The organism is Tabrizicola sp. M-4 (assembly GCF_051132405.1).
Classification (GTDB): domain Bacteria; phylum Pseudomonadota; class Alphaproteobacteria; order Rhodobacterales; family Rhodobacteraceae; genus Paragemmobacter.
The window spans coordinates 2,495,825-2,509,637 of the sequence record NZ_CP128606.1; the positions used below are offsets into that span (position 1 = coordinate 2,495,825).

General features: G+C 65.6%; 15 protein-coding genes. All 15 read right to left on the reverse strand.

Annotated features, from left to right (window positions below; translation table 11 throughout):
- Positions 1–28 precede the first annotated feature (28 nt).
- The 15 genes from ureC to rbsK all read right to left on the reverse strand — a co-directional run bounded on the left by ureC (position 29) and on the right by rbsK (position 13,806).
- Complete coding sequence (ureC, locus tag TabM4_RS12240) at positions 29–1,771, reverse strand: urease subunit alpha (RefSeq protein ID WP_434612673.1); 1,743 nt, start codon at positions 1,769–1,771, stop codon at positions 29–31.
- Positions 1,772–1,816: 45 nt separating this feature from the next.
- Positions 1,817–2,005 carry a hypothetical protein gene (locus TabM4_RS12245; RefSeq protein ID WP_434612675.1) on the reverse strand — a complete coding sequence of 63 codons (189 nt, stop codon included), beginning with the start codon at positions 2,003–2,005 and terminating at the stop codon, positions 1,817–1,819.
- A gap of 36 nt (positions 2,006–2,041) precedes the next feature.
- Complete coding sequence (locus tag TabM4_RS12250) at positions 2,042–2,347, reverse strand: urease subunit beta (RefSeq protein WP_434612677.1); 306 nt, start codon at positions 2,345–2,347, stop codon at positions 2,042–2,044.
- 11 nt (positions 2,348–2,358) lie between these two features.
- Entirely contained in the window at positions 2,359–2,931 is a 573-nt protein-coding gene (locus tag TabM4_RS12255; RefSeq protein ID WP_434612679.1) for a HupE/UreJ family protein, read from the reverse strand.
- A 12-nt stretch (positions 2,932–2,943) separates the two neighbouring features.
- Complete coding sequence (locus tag TabM4_RS12260) at positions 2,944–3,246, reverse strand: urease subunit gamma (RefSeq protein WP_434612681.1); 303 nt, start codon at positions 3,244–3,246, stop codon at positions 2,944–2,946.
- On the reverse strand, positions 3,243–4,082 hold the full coding sequence (locus TabM4_RS12265; protein WP_434612683.1) for an urease accessory protein UreD: 840 nt from the start codon (positions 4,080–4,082) through the stop codon (positions 3,243–3,245). Before TabM4_RS12265 ends, TabM4_RS12260 begins: the two co-directional genes overlap by 4 nt.
- Positions 4,083–4,241: 159 nt before the next feature.
- A complete protein-coding gene (locus tag TabM4_RS12270; RefSeq protein ID WP_434612685.1) occupies positions 4,242–5,681 on the reverse strand; it encodes a mannitol dehydrogenase family protein in 1,440 nt (479 codons plus the stop codon).
- A 93-nt stretch (positions 5,682–5,774) separates the two neighbouring features.
- Positions 5,775–6,545 (reverse strand): L-iditol 2-dehydrogenase, encoded by a 771-nt coding sequence (locus TabM4_RS12275; protein WP_434612687.1) that lies wholly within the window; start codon positions 6,543–6,545, stop codon positions 5,775–5,777.
- A complete protein-coding gene (locus TabM4_RS12280) occupies positions 6,542–7,540 on the reverse strand; it encodes an ABC transporter ATP-binding protein (RefSeq protein ID WP_434612689.1) in 999 nt (332 codons plus the stop codon). The genes TabM4_RS12275 and TabM4_RS12280 overlap by 4 nt, the downstream gene beginning before the upstream one ends.
- A gap of 7 nt (positions 7,541–7,547) precedes the next feature.
- Positions 7,548–8,378: a carbohydrate ABC transporter permease gene (locus TabM4_RS12285; protein WP_434612691.1), complete on the reverse strand. Its 831-nt coding sequence runs from the start codon at positions 8,376–8,378 to the stop codon at positions 7,548–7,550.
- Positions 8,379–8,388: 10 nt separating this feature from the next.
- On the reverse strand, positions 8,389–9,261 hold the full coding sequence (locus TabM4_RS12290; RefSeq protein ID WP_434612693.1) for a carbohydrate ABC transporter permease: 873 nt from the start codon (positions 9,259–9,261) through the stop codon (positions 8,389–8,391).
- A gap of 124 nt (positions 9,262–9,385) precedes the next feature.
- Positions 9,386–10,696, reverse strand: a complete 1,311-nt coding sequence (locus TabM4_RS12295) for an ABC transporter substrate-binding protein (protein WP_434612695.1) — start codon at positions 10,694–10,696, stop codon at positions 9,386–9,388.
- Positions 10,697–10,908: 212 nt separating this feature from the next.
- The gene (locus TabM4_RS12300; protein ID WP_434612697.1) at positions 10,909–11,865 is read right to left on the reverse strand and encodes a sugar-binding transcriptional regulator; all 957 of its coding nucleotides are present in this window, start codon (positions 11,863–11,865) and stop codon (positions 10,909–10,911) included.
- Entirely contained in the window at positions 11,862–12,542 is a 681-nt protein-coding gene (locus TabM4_RS12305) for an HAD family hydrolase (RefSeq protein WP_434612699.1), read from the reverse strand. Before TabM4_RS12305 ends, TabM4_RS12300 begins: the two co-directional genes overlap by 4 nt.
- A gap of 340 nt (positions 12,543–12,882) precedes the next feature.
- On the reverse strand, positions 12,883–13,806 hold the full coding sequence (gene rbsK / locus TabM4_RS12310; RefSeq protein ID WP_434612701.1) for a ribokinase: 924 nt from the start codon (positions 13,804–13,806) through the stop codon (positions 12,883–12,885).
- Positions 13,807–13,813: the final 7 nt, after the last annotated feature.

A 13,813-nucleotide genomic window follows, 5' to 3' on the forward strand; every position in this document is an offset into this window, starting at 1 on the left:
CCAGTGCCTGCATCCTGCGCCACGGACCTCAGAACAGGAAGTAACGCTGCGCCAATGGCAATTCCCGCGCCGGTTCGCATGTCAGCAGGACGCCATCCGCGCGCACCTCATAGGTTTCGGGATGCACCTCGATCGTGGGGGTGGCATCGTTCAGGCGCATGTCGCGTTTGCCGATGCCCCGGCAGCCTTCCACCGCGACCACCTCCTTCGCAAGCCCGTATTGCCCGCGCACATCCGCCTCCAGCCCCGCCTTGGACACGAAGGTGACGGCGTTGCGGATCACGCTGCCGCCGAAGGCACCGAACATGGGCCGTGTATGCACAGGTTGCGGCGTGGGAATGGAGGCGTTCGGATCGCCCATCTGCGCCACGACGATGCAGCCACCGATCAGCACCATCTCCGGCTTCGCCCCAAAGAAGGCGGGCGACCAGAGGACGAGGTCGGCACGCTTGCCCACCTCGACGCTGCCGATATGCGCCGAAAGCCCATGCGCGATGGCCGGGTTGATCGTGTATTTCGCGACATACCGACGGACTCGCAGGTTGTCGTTCTCGCCCTGCTCCTCCTCCAGCCGCCCGCGCTGCACCTTCATCTTGTGGGCCGTCTGCCATGTCCGGGTGATCACCTCACCCACCCGCCCCATCGCCTGACTGTCGGAGGAGATAACTGAGAATGCCCCGATATCATGCAGGATATCCTCGGCCGCGATGGTCTCGCGCCGAATGCGGCTTTCGGCAAAGGCCACATCCTCTGGCACCTTGCGGTCGAGGTGGTGGCACACCATCAACATGTCGAGATGCTCTTCGATCGTGTTCACGGTGTAGGGCATCGTAGGGTTGGTCGAGGATGGCAGCACGTTCTGCGACGCCACTACCTTGATGATGTCAGGCGCATGACCGCCGCCTGCCCCTTCGGTGTGGAAGGCATGGATCGTGCGGCCCCCGATAGCTGCCAAGGTATTCTCGACAAAGCCGGATTCGTTCAGCGTATCGGTATGGATCATGACCTGCACATCCATCGCATCCGCCACCGTCAGGCAGCAGTCGATGGCGGCGGGGGTGGTCCCCCAATCCTCGTGCAGTTTCAGGCAGGAGGCCCCCGCCCTCACCTGCTCTTCGATCGCCGCAGGCAGCGAGGCGTTGCCCTTTCCGGCAAAGGCAAGGTTCATCGGGAACGCATCCGCCGCCTGCATCATCCGCATGATGTGCCAAGGCCCCGGCGTGCAGGTGGTGGCCAGCGTCCCATGCGCAGGCCCCGTTCCGCCACCCAGCATGGTGGTGATCCCGGAATGCAGCGCATCATCGATCTGTTGCGGCGCGATGAAATGGATATGCGCGTCCATCCCCCCTGCCGTCAGGATGCGCCCTTCGCCCGCGATGATTTCGGTTCCGGGCCCGATAATCACGTCCACGCCCGGCTGCGTATCCGGATTGCCCGCCTTGCCGATCTTGGCGATGCGGCCGTCGCGCAGACCGACATCGGCCTTGTAGATACCCGTCCAGTCCACGATCAGGGCATTGGTGATGACCGTATCCATCGCACCCGCTGCGCGGGTGATCTGGCTTTGCCCCATCCCGTCGCGGATCACCTTTCCGCCGCCGAACTTCACCTCCTCGCCGTAGCGCGGTGCATTCGCCCCGCCTGACGACCGCTCGGCGATGAGGTCACGCTCCACCTCGATGATCAGTTCCGTATCGCCCAGACGGACCCGATCGCCCACGGTGGGACCATACATGTCGGCATAGGCGGCGCGGGGGATGGCGAAGGGCATGGCATCAACTCCTTGATCGATTGGGGCCGTGGAGGGTAGGCGGCATCACTGCCTTGCCCGTCGCCCGCCGCCGGGCGTGCCGCCGTTGCCGGCATCCGGCAGCGCCACGGTGGCGGGCGGAAGCCACCACAGCGCCATCTGCCAAGCGCCGCTGACCATCCTTTGCTGCATGTCCAGCAGACCGAAGGCCATCGCCATCTGCATCCGCATCAGATCGACCGGCATCATTCCCATCCCTCCCCCTTTTCCTTTCCCAGACAGGCAGAAACCCTACAGCGGCCCCATCACCTTGCCGTTGAACCCATGCACGACCCGTTCGCCAGACAGGGGGACAAGCCGCACCTCGCGGCTTTGCCCCGGTTCGAACCGGACGGCGGTTCCGGCCGGTATGTCCAGACGCTTGCCCCTTGCGGCGTCGCGGTCGAAGGCGAGGCCGGGGTTGGTTTCGGCAAAATGGTAGTGACTGCCGACCTGAACGGGCCTGTCGCCGGTATTGGCGACCATGAGGACCGTAACCTCGGCCCCTTCGTTCAGGACGATCTCGCCTGCTGCGGGGAAGATCTCACCGGGGATCATCGCGCGCCTCCCTATCCGAAGATCAGGGACAGGCCGCCCAGCGCCGTGCCAAGTCCCAGCATACGCAACGTGCCGCTTGCCGCCAGACGGCCAAGGCCCAGACCCAACGCCAGCCCGACCAGATGCAGACCCATCGTCGCAAGTGCAAAGCCCGCCGCGTAGAGTGCGAGGCCAGTCTGCGGCCCCTCCGCCCCGTGGGCATGGCCGTGAAACAGGCCGAAGGCCGCAACGGCCAGCACCGCCCAGCCCATCGGCAGGCGCAGCGCCAAGGCCGCTGCCACACCAAGAAGGACGACGGAGGCGAGGATCATCGGCTCCACCCCCGGCAGTGGCAGGCCGGACAGGCCGAGCGCGCCCCCCGCCAGCATCGCCGCGACAAATGAGATCGGCAGCGCCCAGACGGCCCGCCCGCCCAGCATGGCGGCCCAGAGGCCCACTGCAAGCATCGCCAGCAGGTGATCCATCCCGCCGACGGGGTGGCCAAGGCCGCTGAGGAAGCCCGAGCCGTGCCCTTGATGGGCGAAAACAACCGCAGGCACAGTGGCCAGCAGCGCGGAAGGGATCAGTGACGAGCGGAACGACATGACGGGACCCTTTCAGCGGATGGGGTGATGGACGGTCACCAGCTTGGTGCCGTCGGGAAAGGTCGCTTCGACCTGAACGGAGTGGATCATCTCGGCGATGCCTTGCATGCATTGCTCGCGGGTCACGACATGGGCGCCTGCCTCCATCAGATCGGCGACAGAGCGGCCATCACGCGCGCCTTCCACGACGAAATCCGTAATCAGGGCAACGGCTTCGGGGTGATTGAGCTTCACGCCCCGTGCCAGCCTGCCCCGCGCCACAATGGCGGCAAGGCTGACCAGAAGCTTGTCCTTTTCCCTTGGGGTCAGGTTCATCGCCCATTCTCCTGAAACTGCCAGACGCGCGGCAGGACCGCCCCACGCCGCAAGACCGAAAGCGCCCGCGCGATCTGGCGGCGCAGAGGCCAGCCGTCGCCCGCCATCACGCGCAGTACCAGACGCCCGTCGAAGGCCGAGGCCGCTGCCGTCACCCCCGGTTCGTCCAGCACGCGGCGCAAAGGGCCCAGTGCGTCGGAGGCGGAGGGGGTGACAAGGACGAGGCTGGCAAAACAGCGCGCGCCGCCAAGGACCGCCTGACCTGCGGCAAGGGCCGCCGTCTCCATCACCAGCGGTTCCAGATGGACCAGACGCCCCTCGCGGCGGATCTCGCGCCGATCACGGAAGGACAGGCGTTCCACGACCTCGCCCATGGCATGCCGGCCCAGAACGACTGCCTCCAGCGCCAGACATCCTGCGCCGGGGCCTAGGTCGATGCGGGTATTGCGGTCGAGGGCCGAGGCATCGAAGAGGATCGTTTCCTGCGGCAGCCAGTCGACCCAGCCCGCCGCCCCGACGCCGAGTGTGACCTCTACCCGTGCGGTGCCTGATGAGGCGCGATAGGCGCGTTCCGCCGTCTGGGTGGTGGCCGTGGCCTGCACGCCATGGCCAAGGTGCAGCGCGTAGGACAGCCGGTCACCGCCCGTCAGCCCACCCGATGTGTTAAGGAAAACCACCTCCGGAACGCTGCCGACATGGGGCAGGATGGCCTTGGCCGATCCCTGCTGGCGCAGATCGACAAGACGGGTCCGGTCACCGTCACGCCGAAGGCGCACCGCCGCCTCACCGCGGCTGCGTTGCATCTGGGGCGTGGGGATGGCGGTCAGGGCGGTCATGCGCGTCCCGGCTGGAATGGCTTTGCGCCATCCAAGGGCCGCGGGTGGGGCGGTTCAACGCAAGGGAGGTTGCCCGATGCGCGGGCAGCCCGGATTGCCGGGGATGCGCCCGGAATTCGGGCGTATTGCCCAAATCATGGGCAGGGCGAGAAGGCGGCCTCAGCCTTTGAGGTAATCGGAGAGGACCGCGCGCGTGCCCCTTGCGCCGAGGTCGGCGAGGAAGGCCGCGAAGGTGGCAAGGCAGTCGCGGTTCTGCGCGAGGTCGCCGTAGATATCCTCCATCCCCAGCCATGCCACCGGATCGGAGGCGGCGGCGCGCGCATTGGCCTGCAACCTGTCCCAGTTCGGATCGTTGGGTTCGATCACCTTGCCTGAATCCGAAATTCCCATGCAATACCGGCACCATAGCGCCGATTCCAGAAGCAGGCCCCGCGGCAGGTTCCCCCGCGCAAGATTGTCCGTGATGGAGGGGATAATGAACTTTGGCTGCCGGTTCGACCCGTCGAGGCAGAGGCGGCGTTCGGTATCGGCCACCTCGGGGTTGGAGAAACGGTCACGGATCAAGGTAAAGTAATCGTTAAGGTCGGTCCCCGGCACGGGCGGGACGATGGGGATGATCTCTTCCCGTTCGACCTTGTCGAGGAAGCCCGAGATGAGCGGGTCCGCCATCGCTTCATGCACATATTCGATATCCAGAAGCCCGCCGGGATAGGCGATGATCGCATGGCCGCCGTTCAGGATGCGGATCTTCATCGTCTCGAAGGCGTGGACATGGGGGGTGAAGGTCACGCCCACCTGTTCCAGCGGGGGGCGGCCTGCGGGGAAATGGTCCTCCAGCACCCATTGGCGGAAGGGTTCGCAGGTGACGGGGACGGGATCGTCGGCAAGGCCGAACTGTGCCGCCATCGCGCGTTCGCGGGGGCCCGTGGCGGGGGTGATGCGGTCCACCATGCCGTTGGGGAAGGCGACATTGGCCACAACCCAGTCGGCCAGCGCGGGGTCGAACAGGCGGGCGAGGCCTGCGACGGCGGCCCTGGTCACATGGCCATTGCCGGGGAGGTTGTCGCAGGACATGACGGTGAAGGGCTGGATGCCCGCCGCGCGGCGGGCGCGCAGCGCGGCAAGGATCGCGCCGAAGACGGTGGCGGGGTGGTCGGGCCTGCGGGCGTCGGCGGCTATGTCGGGATGGGTCGGGTCGAAGCGGCCCGTGGCGGGGTCGACGTAATAGCCCCCTTCCGTCACCGTCAGCGACACGATGCGGATTTCGGGGCGCGACATGGCGGCGACGAGGGCGGCGTTGTCGGGCTGCACCTCGACGAAATCCACCATCGCGCCGATGCGGCGGGCGGTCTTGCCCTTGGGATCAAGCTCGATGACGGTGGAGAGGCAGTCCTGCGCCTTCAGCGCGTCCCGCATCCGGGCATCCGGCGCGCGCACCCCCGCGCCGATGATGGCCCAGTCCATCCCCTCGCCCATCGCGAAGAGGTCGTCCAGATAGACGGCCATATGGGCGCGGTGGAAATTGCCAAGGCCGATATGGACGATGCCGGGGGTCAGGCGGCTGCGGTCATAGGCGGGCAGCGAAGCGGTGGCGGTCATTGGAAGCCTCGGGTCAGGGCAGCGGGGGCCTGCGCCAAGGGTGGCGCGGCGCGGTTAGCAAATGGTTTAGCGGGGGCGCGGCGGGAGGGCATGTCAGGCCATCCAGTTCCCGCCATCGACGCCGAAGCACTGGGCGACGATGTATTTCGCCTCTGCCGTGGCAAGGAAGATCGCCATTCCGGTGAGGTCGGCGGCGGTGCCCATGCGGCCGAAGGGGACCGATGCGCCCACTTCGCGCTTCTTCTGGCCGAGCGGTTTGTTTTCATACTTGGCGAAGAAGGCGTCGACCCCGTCCCAATGTTCGCCATCCACCACGCCCGGCGCGATGGCGTTCACGTTGATGCCGTGCTGGATGAGGTTCAGGCCCGCCGATTGGGTGAAGCTGATGACGGCGGCCTTGGTGGCGCAATAGACGGCGACGAGGCTTTCGCCGCGGCGGCCTGCTTGGCTTGCCATGTTGATGATCGTGCCGCCCTGCCCCCGCGCGATCATGTGGCGCGCGGCGGCCTGCGTGCAGAACATGGTTCCGGCGACGTTCACCGCGAAGAGGCGGTCATAATCGGCGCGGGTGATTTCGGCGATGGGGGCGGCGGAGAAGAGCGCGGCGTTGTTGATGAGGATATCAAGGTGGCCAAGTTTCGCCACGGCATCGGCGAAGCCCGCGTCGATGCTGTCCTGCCGCGTGACGTCCATCTGCACGGCGACGGCCTGCGGGCCGAGGCTTTCGGCGGCCTTCGCCACGGCTTCGGCATTGATGTCGGCAAGCGCGACCGTCGCCCCTTCGGCGATGTAGGCGCGGGCGAATTCCAGACCGATCCCACGCGCGGCACCCGTGATGAGGGCGGTTTTTCCCTGAAGTCTCATGCCATTGCCTTTCCGGTCGCGTCGAAGCGGTGGATCTTTGCCCCCTGCGGGGCCAGCGCGATGCGGTCGCCATGATGCAGCGCAACCTCGCCGCTGGCGCGGACGGTCAGGGTTTCGCCCGTGTCCAGCGTCACCTTGAGGAAGGTGTCGGAGCCCAGATGTTCCGTCAGCCCGACCGTTCCCTGCCACGGCCCGTCGGGCGTGATGTCGATATGTTCGGGCCGGATGCCGATGGTCGCCGCGCCATGCTTCGCGGCCTTCTCGCCGTCGAGGAAGTTCATCTTCGGGCTGCCGATGAAGCCCGCCACGAACAGGTTCTGCGGACGGTGATAGAGTTCGAGGGGCGAGCCGACCTGTTCGATCCTCCCTGCGTTCAGGACGACGATCTTGTCGGCCATGGTCATCGCCTCCACCTGATCATGGGTCACGTAGATCATGGTGGTTTTCAGGGACTGGTGAAGCTCGGTGATCTCCTGCCGCATGCCGACGCGGAGGGCAGCGTCGAGGTTGGAGAGCGGCTCGTCGAAGAGGAAGGCCGAGGGTTCGCGCACGATGGCGCGGCCGATGGCGACGCGCTGGCGCTGGCCACCCGAAAGTTGTCCCGGACGGCGGTCGAGGTAGGAGGTGAGGTTGAGGACCTTCGCCGCGCGTTCGACGCGGGCGGTCTGTTCCTGTTCGGACATGCCGGCCATCTTCAGCGGGAAGGCGATGTTCTTCCTCACCGTCATGTGGGGGTAGAGCGCGTAGCTCTGGAACACCATCGCCAGCCCGCGCTTGGCGGGGGGCAGGTTCGTCGCGTCCTTGCCGTCGATGGCGATGGTGCCCGAGGTCGTATCCTCCAGCCCCGCGATCAGGCGCAGCAGCGTGGATTTCCCGCAGCCCGAGGGGCCGACGAAGACGACGAATTCGCCATCCTCGATCGACAGGTCGATGCCGGGGATGACATCCACCTCGCCGAAGGATTTGCGGACCTGTGTGAGCTGGATCTTTCCCATGTCTTCCTCACTTCACCGCGCCGAAGGTCAGGCCGCGGACGAGTTGCTTCTGGCTGAACCAGCCAAGGATCAGGATCGGCAGGATGGCCATTGCGCTGGCCGCCGAGAGTTTCGCGTAGAACAGGCCCTGCGGGGCCGAGAAGCTGGCGATGAAGGCCGAGAGGGGCGCGGCCTTGGTCGTCGTCAGGGTGATGGTCCAGAACGCCTCGTTCCAGGCGAGGATGATGTTCAGCAGCATGGTGGAGGCGATGCCGGGAAGGGCCATCGGCGTGAGGACATAGACGATCTCGTTCCAGAGCGATGCGCCGTCCATCCGCGCGGCCTCGAGGATCTCGCCGGGGATTTCCTTGAAGTAGGTGTAGAGCATCCAGATGATGATCGGCAGGTTCATCAGCATCAGCGCGAGGATGAGGCCGAGCTTGGTGTCGAAGAGGCCGATGCGCTGGAAGACGAGGTAAAGCGGGATCAGGACCGCGACGGCTGGCATCATCTTGGTCGACAGCATCCACATCAGAAGGTCCTTGGTCCGCTTGCCGGGGACGAAGGCCATGGACCAAGCGGCGGGGATCGCGATGACGAGGCCCAGCAGGGTGGACCCCACGGAAATCACGACCGAATTCCAGAAGAAGCGGGGATAGTCGGACCGCTGCCAGACCTCGGCATAGTTCTCGGTCGTCCAGTCCGCCGACAGGAACTGCGGCGGCATGGCGACGGCGGAGGCTTCGGTCTTGAAGCTGGTCAGGATCATCCAGAGGACGGGGAAGAAGATCAGCAGCGCCACGCCCCATGCGGCGAGGGTGGTGATCAGCTTGCGGCGGGGGGATGCGGCGCGGGCCATGTGATGCTCCTTACGCGTCCAGATGCCGCCCGATGCCGCGCATCAGGAAATAGGCGACGATATTGGCGAGGATGACGGCGATGATCCCCCCGGCGGCGGCGCGGCCTATGTCCTTGGCGACGATGGCCTGTTTGAAGATCATGTAGGGCAGCGTGGTGGAGGCCGATCCGGGGCCGCCCTGCGTGGTCGTGAAGATCTCGCCGAAGATGCCCAGAAGGAAGATGGTCTGGATCAGGATGACCACCGTGATGGCGCGGGTCAGGTGCGGCAGGATGATGTAGCGGAAGCGGTTCGGGGCGGAGGCGCCATCCATCTCAGCCGCCTCAAGCTGTTCCGAGGACAGCGATTGCAGCGCGGTCAGGAAGATCAGCGTGGCGAAGGGGAGCCATTCCCATGAGACGATGCCGATGACGGACATCAGGGGATAATCCTCAAGGAACAGAATGGGTTGCTGCCCGAAACCCCGTGCGATGGCCGAGAAGAGGCCGTTCTGCGGGTGCATGAACAGGTTTTCCCAGATCGAAGCCGCGACGGGGGGCATGACGAAGAAGGGCGCGATGACGAGGATGCGGAGCATCCCCTGCCCCTTCACCGGCTGGTCGATCAGAAGGGCGATCAGCACGCCGAGGATCACGGTGATGATGAGGACGCCGCCGACGAGGGCCAGCGTGTTGAAGAGCGCCAGCCAGAATTCCGGCGCGTTCAGGAACCAGAGGTAATGGTTGAACCCCACCCAGCCCGACCGTTCCGGCGTCAAGAGCCGGTAGAAGCGGAAGGAGAAATAGAGCGTCATGGCCAGCGGCACGATCATCCAGATGAACAGGACAAAGACCGAAGGGGCCACCATCAGGCGCGCGGCGAGACGGGTGGATTGGGTGGACATGGGCGTCTCCGGTAGGGATGCGGGGCCGGACGGGTTGCGTCCCGTGGCGAGGTTCGCTGCGTAAATTACTGGGGATAATTGGAAAAACCGGGGGCAGCACGAAGGCCGCCCCCGGGCGGGAGGATCACTGGATGTAGCCTGCGGCCTTCATCTCCTCGGTCACGGCAGCCTGCGCTTCGGCAAGCGCCTCGTCCGAGGTCTTCTGGCCGGCCAGAGCGGCGGAGAAGATTTCACCCACGGTCGTGCCGAGGCCCTGGAATTCCGGGATCGCGACGAACTGCACGCCGACGTAAGGCACGGGCTTGACCGTCGGGTTGGTCGGGTCAGCCGCGTTGATGCTGTCGATGGTCATCTTGGCGAAGGGGACCTTGGCGTATTCCTCGTTGGAATAGAGCGAGGTGCGGGTGCCCGGAGGCACGTTCGCCCAGCCTTCCTTCGACGCGACGAGGGCAAGGTAGTCCTTGTTGGTCGCCCAGTCGATGAAGGTCTTGGCCGCGTCCTGCGCGTCGGATGAGGACGGGATCGCCAGCGACCATGCCCAGAGCCAGTTGCCGCGCTTGCCCAGCCCGTTGTCCGGCGCCAACGCGAAGCCCACCTTGTCGGCGACGGTTGAGTCCTTGCCCGTCACGAAGGAGGCCGCCACGGTGGCGTCGATCCACATGCCGCACTTGCCCTGCTGGAACAGCGTCAGGTTTTCGTTGAACCCGTTGTTCGAGGCACCGGCGGGGCCGTAGTTGTTCATCAGGTTCAGGTAGAAGTCGAGCGTCGCCTTCCATTCCGGCTGGTCGAACTGGGGGTTCCAGTTCTCGTCGAACCAGCGCGCGCCGAAGGAGTTGGACATGGCGGTCAGGAAGGCCATGTTTTCGCCCCAGCCGGCCTTGCCGCGCAGGCAGACGCCGTTGATGTCCTGATCGCGGTTGGTCATCGCGGCGGCGGCTTTTTCAATATCGGCCCAGGTGGGGGCGTCGGGCATCGTGAGGCCGGCGGCTTCCATCAGGTCCTTGCGGTACATGACCATCGAGGATTCACCGTAGAAGGGCGCGGCGTAGAGGTTGCCGTCGACCGTCAGACCGCCCCGGATGGCGGGGAGAAGGTCGTCCACGTCATATTCCGGCGGCAGGTCGTTGAGCGAGGTGAGCCAGCCTTGCTTGCCCCAGATCGGAACCTCGTAGGTGCCGATGGTGATGACGTCATACTGACCGCCGCCGGTGGCGATATCGGTCGTAACATTCTGACGCAGAACGTTTTCTTCCAGCGTCACCCATTCGACCTTGATGTCGGGATGCTTGGCGTAGAAGTCGTCCATCAGGCCCTGCATGCGGACCATGTCGCCGTTGTTGACGGTCGCGACGGTGATGGTGGTTTCGGCCATCGCCGCCCCCGCAAGGGTGAGCGAAACCGTCGCGCCCAAGAGCGCGCGATGCGAGATTTTCATAGGTATCCTCCCATTGAAGCGACTGAGCATTTAATCGCTTAATGAGCAAATACCCATATTCTGCGCCCCTGCGTCAAGCCTGAACTTGAGCAAAAATGCATCTTGCGGGCAGAAATCCCGCACGAAAAACCAGCCCACGCAGAAAACGAAGGGTGACAGAGGGGGATGAAGGTCGGGTTAACGCGGCGTCTGGCCCGTGCTGCGCCGCGGTATCAGCGGTGCAGCAGAATCGCCCGGGCGGAGGCCTCGTCGGTGACGATCCCGTTCAGGATGCCGGCCTGAAGCGCCGCGCGGATGGCCGGAACCTTGGACGCGCCCGCCGCAACGCCAATGGCGGGACGGGCAAGGCGCGGCACGATCCGCACCCCTCCGTGACGGGTGGTTTCGGGTTTTTCCAGATAGTTGCCCTCGGCGTCGAAGACCCAGCCCGCCACCTCGCCTACCGCGCCGCGCTTTTGCAGGGCGGCAAGTTCGGCGCGGGTTATGAAGCCGTCGGCAAGCAGCGGCGCATCGTCGCCCATCTGGCCCACGCCCACGAATATAACATCGGCTCGCTGGGCCAGTTCGCGGACGCGGGCGATGGGGGCAAGCGCGGTGAAGGCGGCAAACTCTTCCACCGTCGAGGAAATCACCGGCATGGCCATGGGATAATGCGGCGCGCGGACCTTGTCGGCGATGCGCATGATCACGTCGAAGAAGGAGGCGGAGCCGTCGGGGGCGATGTTCCCGATCATGGAGACGAGGCGGTGCTGGGGGGCGTCCATCGTGGTCATGGCATCGACCATGCCGCGGAGTGCACGGCCCGTGCCAAGGGCGATGACCAGCGGTTCGGGCATGGCAAGGAAACGTTCCAGTTCCGTCGCGGCGGCGGGGGCGATGGCACGGACGGCATCCGCGCCGGGGCCGAGGCCGGGGGCGACGCGGGCGCGGATCAGGCCGAAACGGTCGCTAAGTGCTTGTTCCAGTTCAAGACATGCCGCAATCGGGTGTTCGATGCGGACATGGATCAGCCCTTCGGCCATGGCGCGGCTGACGAGGCGTTGGGCGCGCTGGCGGCTGACGCCGAGTTCGCGGGCGATCTGGTCCTGCGTCATGCCCGCGACGTAGTAGAGCCAGCCTGCGCGGGCGGCATCGTCGGATTGACTGGGCTCAGTATCGTGCAGGTTCATGGTGTCACTCGCTCTGCGAACAGGTCCGGATGCGTGGCGCGCATCGCGGCGAAACTGTCGTGGCTGGCCTCAGGAATGGCATCCTCGGGCGGGGTGAGGTCAAGCCCTTTCAGATGGCTGCCCCCGGTGAAGCGCCAGACACGCATGCCAGCGGCGAGGCCCGCGCGGATGCCGTTCAGGCTGTCTTCCAGAACGATGCAGGTCGCCGGGTCGGCCCCCATGCGGTGGGCGGCGTGAAGGAAGAGGTCGGGGGCGGGCTTGCCGCGCGCGACTTCGGAGGCGGTGAAGGCGCGGCCTTGGAACAGCGCGGAAAGGCCCGTGATTTCAAGGCTTTTGCGCATGCGTTCGGGGCTGGAGGAGGTGGCGAGGCAATAAGGGATGGAGAGCGCGCGGATGGTTTCCACCACACCGGGCATCACTTTCAGGTCGCGTTCGAAGGCGGCGAGGAGGCGGGCGCGGTAATCGGCCTCGAACCTGTCGGGGAGTTGCACGCCCCAGCGTTCGCGCACTTCCTTCAGCACGACGGGGTAGGAGCGGCCGAGGAAATGGCGACTGACGAAGGCCATGTCCATGTCGACGCCGTAGCCCTTGAGTTCCTCGATCAACTGTCGGGCAGAGATGACCTCGCTGTCGATCAGGACGCCGTCGCAGTCGAAGATGAAGAGGGATGCGGTCATGGTGGGGGGAGAGTGGGGCGGGATTGGAGGGGCTGTCAACGGGGCGGGGTCAAGTGCTTGTGGACGCGGGATTAATTGAGGGGCGGGGTGGGTTTTGGGCTGTGCGGGTTCCGTGCCGGAAATTGTACCGCAAACTGTACACCCGTACGGGGTGGAAAGGGCGCGTTAACTATCTGATTGCCGCATGATTCTGTCGGGAATTCAGGGCCGGACGCATCTACGGGGAGGCGGAATTTGACGCAAATTCCGCGTCGGTTTCTGACGCAGAAACCGGTTGGGACGCGTGGCGCGACCCCGGAATTTGTGTCAAATTCCGTTGCGATTTCTGCGTCAGAAATCGCTATCCCTGCGCGTCCAGAAGCGCGTCGATCTCGGCCCGCGATGGCATGGCGGGGGCGGTTCCGGCCCGCGTCACCGAGATCCCTGCCGTGGCGCAGCCGAAGCGGATGGCGTCGACCACGTCGCGCCCCTCGGTGAGTGCCACCGCGAAGCCGCCGTTGAAGGCATCCCCTGCCCCGGTCGTGTCCAGCACCTTGCCGGCGCTGATCACCGGCACATGGACCGAGCGTTCGCGGTCGCGGTAGAGCGCGCCGCGCTCGCCCAAGGTGATGAGGCAGGCCCCCACTCCGCGCGCCAGAAGCGCGTCGGCGGCGACCTCGGCCTCTGCGATCGTCGTGACGGGCAGGCCCGTCAGGCTTTCGGTTTCGGATTCGTTGGGCGTGATGAAATCGCAGAGCGCGAGGATGGAGTCGTCCAGCGGCGCGGCGGGGGCGGGGTTGAGGATCGTCCTGACGCCCGCGGCGCGGGCGATTTCCAGCGCGCGCTTCGCCGCCGGAATGGGCTGTTCAAGCTGGGTGATGAAGACCTTGGCGCCTTCGATCAGGGCGCGGTTGGCCTCGACATCGCTTTCGTCGATGCGGCCCGCGGCCCCGGCAGCGACGATGATGGCGTTGTTGCCGGTGGCATTCTCGAGGAAGATATAGGCCGCGCCCGTATAGCTTTCGGCGTCTTCGGTGATGGACGATTTCACCCCCGCCTTGGCCCATGTCGCCCGTGCGATATCGGCGAAGGCGTCCTTGCCCAGCCGGCTGATGAAAGTGACGTCGCCCCCCGCCATGGCGGCGGCGACGGACTGGTTCGACCCCTTGCCCCCCGGCCCGAGCGCGAAAGAGGTGCCGAGGATGGTTTCGCCCATCTTGGGCTGGCGGTCGGCGCGATAGGCGGTGTCGGCGACGAAGATGCCGAGGATGACGATGTCAGACATGGGTCAA